Source organism: Nonomuraea sp. B208 (genome assembly GCF_057536035.1).
In genome coordinates this window covers 13,584-26,261 of sequence record NZ_BAAJOU010000001.1, presented here as the reverse complement: position 1 = coordinate 26,261, position 12,678 = coordinate 13,584, and the positions used below count along the sequence as shown (strand labels likewise).

Genomic DNA, 12,678 nt, shown 5'->3' with positions numbered 1-12,678 from the left:
CCGCTCAGGGCGGGCACTCCGGCCGCGTCCTGCGTACGGAGAACTCCAGGCGCAGCGACCCGTCGGCGGGCAGGGCTATCGCGCGCGCCCACGGATCGCTCGCCCAGCAGGCGGGCAGGAGGAAATACCGCTGGTTGGAGTGGATCAGCAGGCGCAGGCCGGTGTAGCGGTAGCGGTACATGGCCTCGGGGTCCGGCAGCGCCGTCTCCTTGATCCCCGGGCCCTCCAGGTGCAGCCGCCTGGCCGCGTACACCACCGTGCTGGGCAGCCCCGCGGAGTCCACCCGGTACTGCAAGGCGGCCTCGGCGCCACGCCGCTGCGCGTACAGGGTGACCGCCCACAGCAGCAGGACCAGCAGGAGCGCCGCGCAGGCCGTGCGGCGGACGAGCTGGTCGGCGGGGGAGCTCGCCGGCCGCGGACGGATCCGCCGGCGCAGGGAGTCGCCGTAGACGAGGACGAAGACGCCCAGCCCCAGGCAGAAGGGCACGACGTAGAACGGCGTTCTCCACCAGCCGGCCAGGGCCACGATCCCCACCGCGACGCTCACGACCCCGAGCACGGCCATGACCGTGATCACCCGCGTCGTCGCCGTACGGTGCCGGTCCGCCGACCGGACCAGCCACCGGTGCGCCGTGGGCGCGATCAGAGCCAGCACCAGGAGCAGGATCAGCGGCTCTGTCGCCGGCGCGACGCTGCGCAGCACGTATTCCTGGAACGACAGGCCCAGCATGCTCTGCTCGATCCCGAGACCGGCGTACATGGTGTTGGCGCGGACGGCCCCGACGTACATCATGACGGCCGCGACGAAAGTGGTGGGCGTCACGACGTGGGCGAGGACGCTCCAGACGCGGCTGAGGTCCTGGGCCGGCCCGGTGTCGTCACCTTCGGAGGCGTCTTCAGGCGGCGCTCCGGTCACGACTCGTCCGGCGCCGGGCCGTGGTCGGTGTCCGGCTGTGTGGGGCCGCCGTCGCCGGAAGGCTGGACGGGTTCCTCGGGGGACGGCGCAGAGGGGCCTCCCGTGCCGGGCTCGGGCCCGTTCGAGGACGACGACGAGGGGGCGGAGGACGGCGACGAGGACGACGACCGCGTGCCGGTGGGCGGCAGCGTCGCGCAGTCCGGGAGGGTGGCGGGATCGGCGGCCACCGAGCACGCGTCCCTGAGGAATTCCGGCGGCAGCCCGCCGAGGCGTTCGAGGGCGGCGCGGGCCCGCAGGGCGGTGGCGCGGTCGCCCTCGGCGGTGGCGGCCACCAGCAGTGTGTGGTTGAGCATCCGCAGGCCAGGCCGGAGCATCTGGGGGTGCAGGTGGGAGCTCTGCTGCTCCGCCTGAAGGGCGTCGTGGTACGCCTCGCCCATCAGCCCCTGGTTCGCCTTGGCCGCCGCCTGGCAGACCTTGGCGATCGCCTTCGTCTCGGGTGAGCTGTCGCCGGAGGACGCCGCGCGGCCCATCCGCTCCGCCGTGCCCGCGAAGTCGCGGCTCTGCCCCATCCGCTGGCAGTCGAGCCCTACTTGGACGGTCGCTTCTGGGAGATCGCCGCTGTCCTCCTCGGGGACGAGCTCCTCGTCGGGGGTGATGACCGGCCGGGCCCGCAGCGGGGCGCCAGGTCCGGCCTCTCCCGCGCCGCCCGCCCCGGACCCGCCGTCGCCGCAGCCACCCGTCAGCGCCAGCGCGGCCGTGAACGCCGCCACCGCGGCAGGCAAGGTCCTCCGCACCGTTTCCTCCGATGGCTCGCCGGTGTCAGAACCAGGTCGTACCTCGCGGGAGCGGGCGCCACTCCGGGCAGGGCGTACCGATCACCGTACGCTGCCGATTTCTTGCCGCCGGGCGTCGCCCGGCTCGACCAGGCGGGTGAGCAGGTCGATCAGGTGCTCGCGGTCGGCCGGGGGCAGCGGGGCGAGGAACTCCTCCTGGGCGGCGGCGATCAGCCGGTCGAGCTCGACGAGCTGCCCGCGGCCGGCCGGGGTGATGGTGATGATGTTGCGCCGGCGGTCCTCGGGGTCGGGCGCGCGCTCGAGGCAGTCCCGTCCGGCGAGGTCGTTGACGACCGCGACCATGTCGCTGCGGTCGATGCCGGTACGGCGGACGAGACCGGCCTGACTGGCGGGGCCGTACTCCTCCAGCGTGGCGAGCAGCGCGTAGTGGTAGCGCCGTACGCCGGCCTGGGCGAGCGCCCGGTCCACGATCCGGTTGGCCGTCAGCGCCGCCTGGTTCGCCAGCCTGCTCGGCAGGCCGCGCAGCCGCCGTGGCGGCGCTTCCTCGGGGATGTTCACGGGCGCCAATCTAGCAATCGTTGGACAGACCCACGATTATCTGCGATCGTTGGCCCGGCCAATGTTGGACGTACCAACGGATTGACGAGGGATCAACGACATGACCGACACCGCCGAACGCCGCGACCCCGGGCGCGCGAGCCTGGGCGCGCGCGTCCGTGGCCGCACGCTCTATCCGGGCGACGAGCGCTTCGAGGAGACCTGTTCGGGCTGGCTGCTGACGGTCGAGCACCGGCCCGCGGTGGTCGTGGAGGCCGCCGACGCGGGCGACGTGGCCGCCGCCGTACGGTTCGCCGCCGACACCGGACGCCCGGTCGCCGTCCAGTCGACCGGCCACGGCGTGTCCGTCCCTGCGGACGACGCCGTCTTCATCGCCACCGGGCGGCTGCGCGAGCTGTCGGTGGACCCGGACGCGGGAACCGCGCGGATCGGCGCCGGCCTGCGCTGGGGCGAGGTGCTCGCCGCGACGGCCGAGCACGGCCTGGTGCCGCTCTGCGGCTCCTCCGAGCAGGTCGGCGTGATGGGCTACCTGACCGGCGGCGGGCTCCCGCTGGCCTGCCGCACGTACGGCTTCGCCGCCGGCCACGTCCGCTCGCTCGACGTCGTCACCGCCGACGGCCGGCTCCGCACCGTCTCGCCGGCGCGCGAACCCGACCTGTTCTGGGCGGTACGCGGCGGCAAGAGCAACTTCGGCGTCGTGGTCGCCGCCGAGATCGAGCTGCTGCCGCTGCGCACCGTCTACGGCGGCGGGCTCCGCTACCCGGTCGAGGACGCCGGGCGGGCCGCCCACGTGCTCCGCTCCTACCTGGCGTGGGCCAAGGAGCAGCCGGAGGAGATGTCGTCCTCGGTGACGCTGATGCGCTTCCCCGACGCGCCGCAGGTGCCCGCGGAGTTCCGCGGCCGTTCGCTCGTGCTGGTCCGGGTGGTCTGCACGGGGGACGAGGAGCGGGCGGAGCGGCTGGTGGAGCCGTTGCGCGCGCTCGGGCCCGACGAGGACACCTGCCGCGCGATGCCGTACCCGGAGATCACCGGCATCTACCAGGACCCCAGGAACCCGGTCATGGCGCACCTGCGCAGCGCTCTGACGTACGAGCTGGACGAGGAGGCCGTGGCGGAGCTGGTGTCGTTCATCGACCCGGCGGCGCCCGGCGGGCCGTTCCCCGGCATCGAGCTGCGCCACCTGGGCGGGGCGCTCGACCGGCCGCCCGCGCGGCCGCACGCGGTCAGCACCCAGGGCGCGGCCTTCCACCTGTGGCTGCGGATGCCGGCCCCGCCCGAGCGGGCCGACGAGGTACGCAGGACCGCCGACGAGGTGCTGCGCCGGCTGCGGCGATGGGACACCGGCGCCCAGCTCCCGGGGTTCCAGTTCGACCACGACTCCGACCCCGCCCGGGTCGGACGTGCCTACACCGAGGAGACCTACCGGCGGCTGGCCGCGCTGAAGGCGGCCTACGACCCGGACCACCTCTTCCGGATCAACCACACCATTCCGCCGAGAACCGCCGAGGGGATTGCGTGACGCCCACGGGGTAGCTGCCGTCCCGTGGAGGCAGTTGCCCGTACCGACGCCAAGGAGCAGCCCATGCGACAGCCGTGGACCTCATTCACGAGGTCAGGACTGGCCGCGGCCTTCGGCGCGGCGGCCCGCCTCCGGCACGGGAGGCCGCTCCACACGTCCGGGCTCGTCCTCGACGCCCACCTGCGCCTGCACGGGACGCCGGAGCCGTGGGGGGTGCCCTTCCTCGACCGGCGGATGGACCTGCCGGGCATCGCCCGGCTGTCCCGCTCGGTCGGCGTGCCGCCGCCGCTTCCCGACATCCTCGGCCTCGCGCTCCGCTGGGAGCAGGACGACACCACCGCCGACCTGCTGCTGGCCACCACCGGGCGCACCGCGCTCGGCCGGCGGCTGCTGCGGCCCGCGACCCGGTGGACGGGGCTCTACAGCTCCCTGTTCCCGTACCAGGCGGGGGAGCGGCGGGTGCTGCTGGGCGCGTTGCTGCACACGCCGGTACGGCTGCCCGCCACGCTCGACGCGCTCGCCCAGGTCGTCGAGCACGGCCCGCTCACCGTGGCGCTCCTCGCCGCCGCCCCGTCGGGGCCGTGGCGGCCGTTCGGGCAGGTGCGCCTGTCCGCGCCGGCCCTTGAGGACGCGGACTATCCGACGCGCTTCAACCCGATCCGTCACCCGATCGCGGGGCTGCCCCCGGCGAGCTGGCTCAACGACGTCCGCGACGCCGCCTACGCCTCCGCGCAGCAGGTGCCCGACCTGCCGGAGAAGTCCCGCGACCTCAGCGGCGTCGCCTAGCGCCTCTCCTGACCGGCATCAAGCCTGTACAGCGTTCCTTATGATCCCTTAACATCTGGGATCCTAAAGTGCTAGCAGGCTAGATAAATGGAGAAGCCGGTGATCGAGTTCCACTTGGACGCCAGGTCGGGTGTCTCGCCGTACCTGCAGCTGGTCCAGCAAGTACGGCACGCGCTGCGCCTGGGCGTGCTGCGCGAGGGCGACCAGATGCCGACCGTCAAGGAGGTCGTGGCGCACCTGGCCATCAACGCGAACACCGTCCTGAAGGCCTACCGGGAACTCGAGCACGAGGGCCTGGTGGCGGCCCGGCCGGGGGTGGGGACGTTCGTGACGGCGACCCTCGCCGACGCCTCGCTGGCCGCGCACGGCCCGCTCCGGCAGGAACTGCGGCGCTGGCTGGACAAGGCCCGCCGCGCCGGCCTCGACGACGAGAGCATCGAGGCCCTCTTCATGACCACCTTTCGGACCACCGCACAGGAGGACATAGCGTGAACGCCGTCCTGGAGGCCCACGGACTGGGCAGGAGATACGGCAGGCGCTGGGCGCTGCGCGAGTGCACCCTCGACCTCCCGGCGGGCCGCGTCGTGGGGCTGGTGGGTCCCAACGGGGCCGGCAAGACGACCCTGCTGAAGCTGGCCAGCGGCCAGCTGGAGCCGACGGCGGGCACGATCACCGTGCTGGGCGGCCGTCCCGCCGGCGGCCCGCCGCAGCTCGCCAGGGTCGGGTTCGTCGCCCAGGACACCCCCGTCTACGCCGGGCTGAGCGTCGCCGACCACCTGCGATTAGGCGAGCGGCTCAACCTCCGCTGGGACGCCGCCCTGGCCCGCGACCGGATCACGGGGCTCGGCCTCGACCCCGCCCAGCGGGCGGGCAGATTGTCGGGCGGCCAGCGCGCCCAGCTCGCCCTCACCCTGGGCCTGGCCAAACGGCCCGAGCTGCTGATCCTGGACGAGCCGGTCGCCTCGCTCGACCCGCTGGCCCGCCGCGAGTTCCTGCAAGGGCTGATGGAGGCCACGGCCGAGCACGAGTTCAGCGTGCTGCTCTCCTCCCACCTGGTCTCCGACCTGGAACGGGTGTGCGACTTCCTGATCGTGCTCGTCGACTCCCGCGTCCAGGTCGCCGGGGAGGTCGACCGGTTGCTGGCGACCCACTACCGGCTCACCGGCGCCCGCCGCGACCCCGACCGGCTCCCCGCCGACCAGCACGTGGTCAGCGCGCGTCACACCGCCAGGCAGAGCACGTACGTGGTCCGCACCGACGGCCCCATCCACGACCCCGCCTGGACGGTCACCCGGCTCGGCCTGGAGGACCTCGTCCTCGCGTACATGGACAAGACCACCGTGGACCGGCGGGTCGCCCTGGAGGTGCGGCGATGATCTGGCTGACCTGGCGCCAGTTCCGCGGTTCGGCCGCGATGACGGCCGCCCTGCTCGTCCTGCTCGCCGTCGTCCTGGCCCTGACCGGCCCCGGCCTGGCCTTCGACTACTCGGCCGGGATCGCCGCCTGCGCCCAGGACGGCACCTGCGACCGCTTCTACGACCGTTTCTTCGGCGGGCACGAGACCGCGTTCGTGGCCCTGACCCTCGTCGTGCTGCTCCTGCCCGCCCTCGCCGGGCTCTTCTGGGGAGCGCCGCTGATCACCCGCGAGCTGGAGGCGGGCACGCACCTGATGGTGTGGAACCAGGGCATCACCCGCAGCCGCTGGCTGGCGGTCAAGCTCGGGCTCATGGGCCTGACCGCCGTGACCTTCGCCGGCCTGTGCGGCCTCATGGTGACGTGGTGGTCCGACCCGCTGGACAAGTCGGCCGCCGAGAACCTGGCCCTGATGGCTCCGCTGGTGTTCGGCGCGCGCGGCATCGCCCCGATGGGGTACGCGGCCTTCACCTTCGTCCTCGGCGTGACCGCCGGCATGCTGGTACGCCGCACGCTGCCCGCCATGGCCGTCACCCTGGCCGTCTTCGCCGCGCTCCAGCTCGCCATGCCGCTGCTGGTCCGGCCCCACCTGATGCCCCCGGTCACCTCGACCTTCGAGCTCGGCCCGACGAACGTGGACAACCTCGGCATCAGCCGGGACCAGGGCGGAGAAGTGCGGATCCAGCTGAAGTCGGCCGTCCCCGGCCACGCGGGCGCCTGGGTCCTGTCCGCCGACCTGGTCGACGCGTCCGGGCGTACGGTCGGCGCCGGCGGCGAAGGCGCCGCCAAGATCTCCACCACGTCGGGCCCCTGCGCGCCGTCGGCGGCCGGCGGGGACGGCTGCATCGCCGAGATCAACCGGCTCGGCTACCGGCAGCAGGCGACCTACCAGCCCCTTGAGCGGTTCTGGCCCTTCCAGTGGATCGAGACCGGGATCTACGCCCTGCTCACCCTCGCCCTGTCGTGGCTCTGCTTCTGGTGGATCCGCAGGCGCCTGTCATGACCGCCGTCAGGATCACGGCCGCCGCGCTCGCCCTCGCGGCGACGGCGGCCTGCACGGCGCCGCCGCCGCCGCGCGCCCAGGCGAGCACGGCCGGCACGGTCTGCGCGGCCCCCCGGAGCGCCCCCGCAGCGGAGACGGCCACCACGATCGACGTCATCGAGCAGGCGTACTTCTGCATCCTCGGCAACTACTACGGCGGCCCCACGCTGGACGCCCGCTCGCTGCTCAGCGCCGGGTTCGCCGCCCTGACCCAGGAGCTCAACCGCGCCGGCCGCGACCTGCCCGAGGCGGGCATGCCGGCGCTGACCGGCGACCGCGAGAGCGACTGGACCGCCTTCGAGGCCGCCTACCGCAGGGTCACCGACCAGGTGCCCGGCCTGCGCGACAGGCTGGCCGTCGTCACCCTCGAAGCCATGGTGGCCGCCCTCGGCGACAACCACGCCCGCTGGACGCACGACGTCGAGCGGCCGCCCGACGCCTACGACGGCGACGGCTACGGCCTGGGTCTCCTGGCGAACGTCAACGGCCCGCAGGTGGACGGCAACCCCGGTGTCGCCCTGCCCCCGCTGTTCGTCACCGCCGTGCAGGGCGGGGCGGCGCGGGCGGCCGGGCTGCGCCCGGGCGACATCATCGAATCGGTCGACGGCTCGGCGCCCTTCACCGACGGCAAGGCCACGCCCGCGATCGCCGCCCTCTACCCGGCGTACCCGGAGGCGCGCCCGGTCCGGCTGCGGCTCCTGCGACAGAGCACCGGCCGCCGCTGGAGCGTGACGCTCGAACCCGGCCTCTACCAGCAGGACCTGGCCGCCCTGCAAGTGGTTCAGTCGAAGCTGCTCGACGACGACACCGCCTACGTACGGCTGCGCGGCTTCGCCCCCGACTCCGCCGACCGCGTCTTCAGGGCCGTCGCCCGATTGCGCGCCGGCCGGACCCTGTCCGGCGTCGTGCTGGACGTACGCGGCAACGGCGGCGGCAGCCCCACGGAGGCGACCCGGCTGGTGAGCGCGTTCGGCCACGGCAAGGTCACCGCCTACCAGTGCACCGCGGACGCCACGTGCGCGACCACACGGACCGACGACACCGTCGAACTGCTCGGCCTGCCGCTGGTGGTGCTCACCGACCGCGGCTGCGCCTCGGCGTGCGAGCACTTCAGCTCCGCGGTCAAGGACCTGCGCCTCGGCCGGCTGGTCGGCACCAGGACGGCCGGGGTGATCTCGGGGCCGGCGGAGCCGTACCTGCTGGCGAACAACACCCTCCTGAGCTTCCCCGCCAGGCACCACCTGGGCCCGGACCGCGAGGTGATCGACCGGATCGGCGTGCCGCCCGACCACCACGTGCCCCTGACCCCGCAGGACGCGGCCGCCGGGCGCGACCCCGCGCTCGCCAAGGCCCTGACCCTGCTGCACGAGTGAACGGACCTCCCGATGAGACAGATCCTCGCAGCCGCCGCGGGACTGGTCGTCCTGGCCGTGTCCGCCTGCTCCGCGCCCGCGCCGCCCCGGTCCGCCGTCCCGTCGGCCACGCCGGCCGGCCCCGCCACCCTGCCCGCCCCCACCGGCGCCCACCGGGTCGGCACCACCGCCCTGTACCTGAAGGACGCCTCCCGCCCCGACCCCTGGAATCTCGACGCCGACGCCAGGGAGCTCAAGGTCACGCTGTGGTACCCGACCGAGCAGCGGGACGGGCGGCGGGCGGCGTACATGACGCCGAAGGAGTCGGAGCTCACCCTGCGCGGGCTGGGCGTCGCGGGCGTGCCTGACGACACGCTCAGCAGGACGCGCACCAACGCCGTCGCGGACGCCGCACCCACGGGCGGGAAACGGCCGCTCGTGGTGCTCTCCCCGGGCTTCACCAAGCCGATGAGCACGCTCACCTCCCTGGCCGAGGACCTGGCCAGCCGCGGGTACGTCGTGGCCGGCATCGACCACACCTACGAGAACCACGCCACCACCCTTCCCGGTGGGCGGGTCGCGGAATGCCTCGCCTGCGACAGCGACAGCGACCCGGGCTTCGGCGCGGGGCTGGTCGCGGTACGGGCGGCCGACGTCTCCTTCGTGCTCGACCAGTTGCCGGCGAGATGGGATGGCGCCGACCGAATCGACCGGTCCCGCATCGCCATGGTGGGGCAGTCGATCGGCGGGGCCGGCGCCCTGGCGACCATGGTGAAGGACTCCCGCGTACGCGCCGGGATCGACATGGACGGCACCACCTACGCCCGCATCCCCAAGAGCGGGTTCTCCCGGCCGTTCCTGTTCCTGGGCTCGCCGCAGCACGTCCCGGGCGGCCGCGACACCTCGTGGGAACGCGACTGGAAGCTGCTGACCGGGTGGAAACGCTGGCTCGTGCTGGCGGGCGCGGAGCACCAGTCCTTCACCGACGGCCCGCTGCTGTCCGGCGCTCTCGGCGTCACGCCCGCTTCCGGCGTCCTGCCCGCGGCGCGCGCCGCCGAGCTCACCCGCACCTACGTGGCGGCCTTCCTCGACCGGCACCTGAAGGGCGAGCGGCAGCCCCTCCTGGACCAGCCGTCCGCGCGCTACCCCGAGGTCACGTTCTGCCCCACGACCTGCTGACGGCGCGGACGCGGATTGTCGGAGATCATCTCTAGGGTGCTGCCATGACGTGCCCCCCTTCTTGCGCGCGGATTCGCGAGCGCGCCGTCGCCCGCGACGCGCGCGGCCTGGCCGACCTCGTGATCGCCCTGTCCGACGCCGAGCGGGCCGAGACCGCCCGGCACCTGCCCGACCTGCGCGACGAGCTGCGCGGCCTCGGCGGCTACGGGGAGCTGCTGCGGATCGTGGGAGCCGGCGTGCTGTCCGGCCCCGCCGCGACAGCCGCCTGGCTGACCCGCCGCGAGTTCGCCGACCCGTGGCCGAGGCTGGATGAGCTGGCCCGGGTGCTCGCCACGCGCCCGGCCGGCTGGCAGGCCGACGTGGCCGCCCGTCTCGGGAGGAAGATCCGCACACCGGACGACCGCGACGTCCCGCTGGCGCTGGCCGTGCTGCGGGCCACCGGGGCCACGCCACCCGAGCACGACCCGCTCGTGACCGCCTGGCTGCGCACCGGCCCGGCCGACGACGACCCGCTGCTCGGCCCGCTGCTGCCGCGGATCTTCGAGGCCGAGGGCGTGGGCCGCGAGCTGCGCGAGGAGCGCCTCACCCCCGCCCCCACCCCCTGGCTGTCCCTGATCGGGCGGCTGCTCGCGGCCGGTCGGGTGTCGCGGGCGGAGCTGCTGGACGGCTGCCTGCGCCGCTTCCTGCGCGGCGGCGACGGCATCGGCCTGCGCTTCTTCGTCCGGCTGCACGAAATGCTCGACCCGACGCCGCAGGAGGCCGCCGCCCGCACCCGTGACTACCTGCGGCTGCTGCCCGTCGCGCCCGGCCCGGTCGCCGAGCTGGCCCTCGCCCAGCTCCGCCGCGGCGGCCCGCTGGAGCCGGCCGACACGGCCGAGGCGGCCGGCGCGCTCACCTTCCGCGCGGAGTCCAAGCTCGCCCTGGGCGGCCTGCGCCTCGTCGAGGGGGAGACCGACGGTGCGACCGGGCATCCGTACGCCGCCGAGCTGGCCGCCGCCCTGGCCACGGCGTTCGGGCACGCCTCCTACGAGGTCCAGGGACGGGCCGCCAGGATCGCGCTCAAGCGTGCCGCCGCCCTCGCCCCGGCCGGCCAGATTCTCGCCGAGGCGGTGCCGCTGCTTCCCGAGGCGCTGGGGGTGCGGGTGGCCGGCCGGTTCGGCGGCGAGGCGGCGCGGGAGGAGCAGCCCGAGGCGTTCACGCCGCCGCCGCTGCCCGCGCCCGCCGCGCCCGGGCCGTTCCCTGAGCCGACGCTGGACGTGTGGGAGAGCGTGCACACGTGGGTGGACGGGGAGCGGTGGCTGGCGGCGTTCGTCCGGCGGGCCGCCACCGATCGGGAGGGGCTGCGGCGCACGCTGGCCGGGCAGTTCGGCGGCCACCCGCAGGTGCACCCCCAGGAGTCCTGGGTCGAAGTCAGCGACTGGATCGACGCCCTGGCCGCGCAGGTGACGGACCCGGACCCGGAGCCGGCGTCCGCCTCCACCGGTCCGGAGCCGACGGCCGTCTTCGCCAGGCCGGAGCCGGCGTCCGCCTCCACCGACCTGGAGCCGATGGCCGTCTTCGCCAGGCCGGAGCAGGCCGTCGGCGGGCTGGAGCAGACCATCGGGGAGCTGCTGGAAGCGGCGTGGAGCGGCGCCGTGCGCCTGCTCGGCCTCCACCCGTCGGCCGGACGGCTGGGCGGATCGAGGGGCGGACCGGCGGCCGGATGGATCTGCGAACCGCTGGCCGGACCGCTGGGCGGGCCGCTGGGCGGGCCGTCGGCTGGGCTGGGAGCCAGGAGTCAGCCGAGCCTGCCCCCTGCGGACGAGGTCGCGCCGCCCCACCTGTTCCTGCTGCGCCGGCTCGACGAGATCCACCGCGCGCTGCGGGCCGGCACGCTGCCGCCCGTGCTGCTGGCCACCCCCACCCTGACCACCGGCCACCTCGACCCCGCCGTCCTGGTGGAGCGGCTGGCGGAGTGCGCCGCAGTGGACGCCGCGCCGCTGCCCGCCGACCTGGCGCAGGCGCTGCTGCGGCTGCCCCGCGGCCGCCACCCCGAGGCGGCCGGGCAGGCCGCGCGGATCGGCTCGCCGGCAGCCGCGACCACCGCGCGCTGGCTGGCCGAGGGCGGGCTGCGCGACCCGGAGACGCACGTACGGTGGTCCTACCTCGACGGCGCCACCGACCGCTTGTTCGACGAGCACGAGCCGGCCGAGCGGCCCTACCAGATCCGGCTGCGGCCGGTGCTGCGCGCCGAGCCGACCGGCCTCGAAGCGCTCGACGAGCTGCTGACCACCCGGACCCGCTGGAGCTGGTTCCGGTCCCGGGGCCTTCTCAGCTGGTGGCCGTCGCTCCTGCCCTCGCACCGCGAGATCGTCGCCGCCGACTACGTGCCCGACGTCCTCCATCCCGGGGTGGCCGCGCGGTGGGTGCGGAACCTGGCCGACGCGGACGGGCCCGCCGGGGAGGCGATGGCGCTGGTCCTGGCCTGCCAGGTCGCCAGGGCGGAGCCCGAGGCGGCGGCGCTGCTGGTGCGCATGGCCGCCAGGGGCGACCTGCCGGCCGAGGAGGTGGGCGCGCAGGTGGCGCTGCTGCTCCGGCGCACCCCGCACTACCGGCAGCGGCCGATCGTGGGGGTGCTCGCCGACGCCGCGCGGCAGGGCGCGTACGAAGCCGTCTGGCGGCTGCTCACCCGCCTGCTGCCCGCGCTGCTGCCCGCCCCCGGCGAACGGGCGCGGGTCGAGCACACCGAGGCCGTGACCCTGGCGGCGGACGTGGCGGCCTGGGCGGGGGCACGCGGCCCGATCCCGGAGGTGTCGGCGTACGCGACGGCGGGCGGCAGGAGCCGGTTCGCCCGCGCCTGCGCCCGTCTGCACGACCAGCTCCGCCACGGCGGTCCGGTCGGCCACGGCCGGGTTCACGAGGGCGAGGAGGAATCAGTCGCCTGAACGAGCCGCTGCTCCCAAGCCCGCGGGGTTTGCGTGGTGCTGCTCGCCGGCGCTCGTTAAATGCGTTGCCGGAGAAGCGGCGGCTGCGGAATACTGCGGGCGAAGCAGATCGCCTGTCGAAGGGAGGGTGAGACCGTGACGACGACTGTTCGCGTGCCGTTTTCCGCGTCCCCACACCTTCCCGCCGGGCGTCCG

Annotated in this window: 11 protein-coding genes; 8 read left to right on the top strand and 3 right to left on the bottom strand. The window is 74.8% G+C overall.

The window, feature by feature from the left end; genetic code table 11:
- Positions 1-4 precede the first annotated feature (4 nt).
- The 3 genes from AC27IY_RS00125 to AC27IY_RS00115 form a co-directional block, all read right to left on the bottom strand.
- Entirely contained in the window at positions 5-916 is a 912-nt protein-coding gene (locus tag AC27IY_RS00125) for a hypothetical protein (protein WP_423470980.1), read from the bottom strand.
- Positions 913-1,710, bottom strand: coding sequence for a hypothetical protein (locus tag AC27IY_RS00120; RefSeq protein ID WP_487176684.1), 798 nt, complete (start codon positions 1,708-1,710; stop codon positions 913-915). Before AC27IY_RS00120 ends, AC27IY_RS00125 begins: the two co-directional genes overlap by 4 nt.
- 81 nt (positions 1,711-1,791) lie before the next feature.
- Positions 1,792-2,268: a MarR family winged helix-turn-helix transcriptional regulator gene (locus AC27IY_RS00115; protein WP_344216206.1), complete on the bottom strand. Its 477-nt coding sequence runs from the start codon at positions 2,266-2,268 to the stop codon at positions 1,792-1,794.
- A 100-nt stretch (positions 2,269-2,368) separates the two neighbouring features.
- Between AC27IY_RS00115 and AC27IY_RS00110 the strand changes: the two genes are divergently transcribed.
- The 8 genes from AC27IY_RS00110 to AC27IY_RS00075 all read left to right on the top strand — a co-directional run bounded on the left by AC27IY_RS00110 (position 2,369) and on the right by AC27IY_RS00075 (position 12,483).
- On the top strand, positions 2,369-3,787 hold the full coding sequence (locus AC27IY_RS00110) for an FAD-binding oxidoreductase (protein ID WP_487176683.1): 1,419 nt from the start codon (positions 2,369-2,371) through the stop codon (positions 3,785-3,787).
- 63 nt (positions 3,788-3,850) lie between these two features.
- Positions 3,851-4,573, top strand: coding sequence for a hypothetical protein (locus AC27IY_RS00105; protein WP_487176682.1), 723 nt, complete (start codon positions 3,851-3,853; stop codon positions 4,571-4,573).
- An 87-nt stretch (positions 4,574-4,660) separates the two neighbouring features.
- The gene (locus tag AC27IY_RS00100) at positions 4,661-5,065 is read left to right on the top strand and encodes a GntR family transcriptional regulator (RefSeq protein WP_344216200.1); all 405 of its coding nucleotides are present in this window, start codon (positions 4,661-4,663) and stop codon (positions 5,063-5,065) included.
- On the top strand, positions 5,062-5,949 hold the full coding sequence (locus AC27IY_RS00095) for an ABC transporter ATP-binding protein (RefSeq protein WP_364457897.1): 888 nt from the start codon (positions 5,062-5,064) through the stop codon (positions 5,947-5,949). The genes AC27IY_RS00100 and AC27IY_RS00095 overlap by 4 nt, the downstream gene beginning before the upstream one ends.
- Complete coding sequence (locus tag AC27IY_RS00090) at positions 5,946-6,989, top strand: ABC transporter permease (RefSeq protein ID WP_487176680.1); 1,044 nt, start codon at positions 5,946-5,948, stop codon at positions 6,987-6,989. The genes AC27IY_RS00095 and AC27IY_RS00090 overlap by 4 nt, the downstream gene beginning before the upstream one ends.
- Complete coding sequence (locus tag AC27IY_RS00085) at positions 6,986-8,401, top strand: S41 family peptidase (protein WP_487176679.1); 1,416 nt, start codon at positions 6,986-6,988, stop codon at positions 8,399-8,401. The genes AC27IY_RS00090 and AC27IY_RS00085 overlap by 4 nt, the downstream gene beginning before the upstream one ends.
- 12 nt (positions 8,402-8,413) lie before the next feature.
- The gene (locus AC27IY_RS00080) at positions 8,414-9,559 is read left to right on the top strand and encodes an alpha/beta hydrolase family protein (RefSeq protein WP_487176678.1); all 1,146 of its coding nucleotides are present in this window, start codon (positions 8,414-8,416) and stop codon (positions 9,557-9,559) included.
- Between the two features lie 44 nt (positions 9,560-9,603).
- Positions 9,604-12,483 (top strand): hypothetical protein, encoded by a 2,880-nt coding sequence (locus AC27IY_RS00075; RefSeq protein ID WP_487176677.1) that lies wholly within the window; start codon positions 9,604-9,606, stop codon positions 12,481-12,483.
- The last annotated feature ends 195 nt before the right edge of the window (positions 12,484-12,678 follow it).

Bases quoted from the DNA above. Each gene is read 5' to 3' on its own strand.
- AC27IY_RS00110 (WP_487176683.1), top strand. From the start codon at position 2,369: ATGACCGACACCGCCGAACGCCGCGACCCCGGGCGCGCGAGCCTGGGC.
- AC27IY_RS00105 (WP_487176682.1), top strand. From the start codon at position 3,851: ATGCGACAGCCGTGGACCTCATTCACGAGGTCAGGACTGGCCGCGGCC.
- AC27IY_RS00100 (WP_344216200.1), top strand. From the start codon at position 4,661: ATGGAGAAGCCGGTGATCGAGTTCCACTTGGACGCCAGGTCGGGTGTC.
- AC27IY_RS00090 (WP_487176680.1), top strand. From the start codon at position 5,946: ATGATCTGGCTGACCTGGCGCCAGTTCCGCGGTTCGGCCGCGATGACG.
- AC27IY_RS00085 (WP_487176679.1), top strand. From the start codon at position 6,986: ATGACCGCCGTCAGGATCACGGCCGCCGCGCTCGCCCTCGCGGCGACG.
- AC27IY_RS00080 (WP_487176678.1), top strand. From the start codon at position 8,414: ATGAGACAGATCCTCGCAGCCGCCGCGGGACTGGTCGTCCTGGCCGTG.
- AC27IY_RS00075 (WP_487176677.1), top strand. From the start codon at position 9,604: ATGACGTGCCCCCCTTCTTGCGCGCGGATTCGCGAGCGCGCCGTCGCC.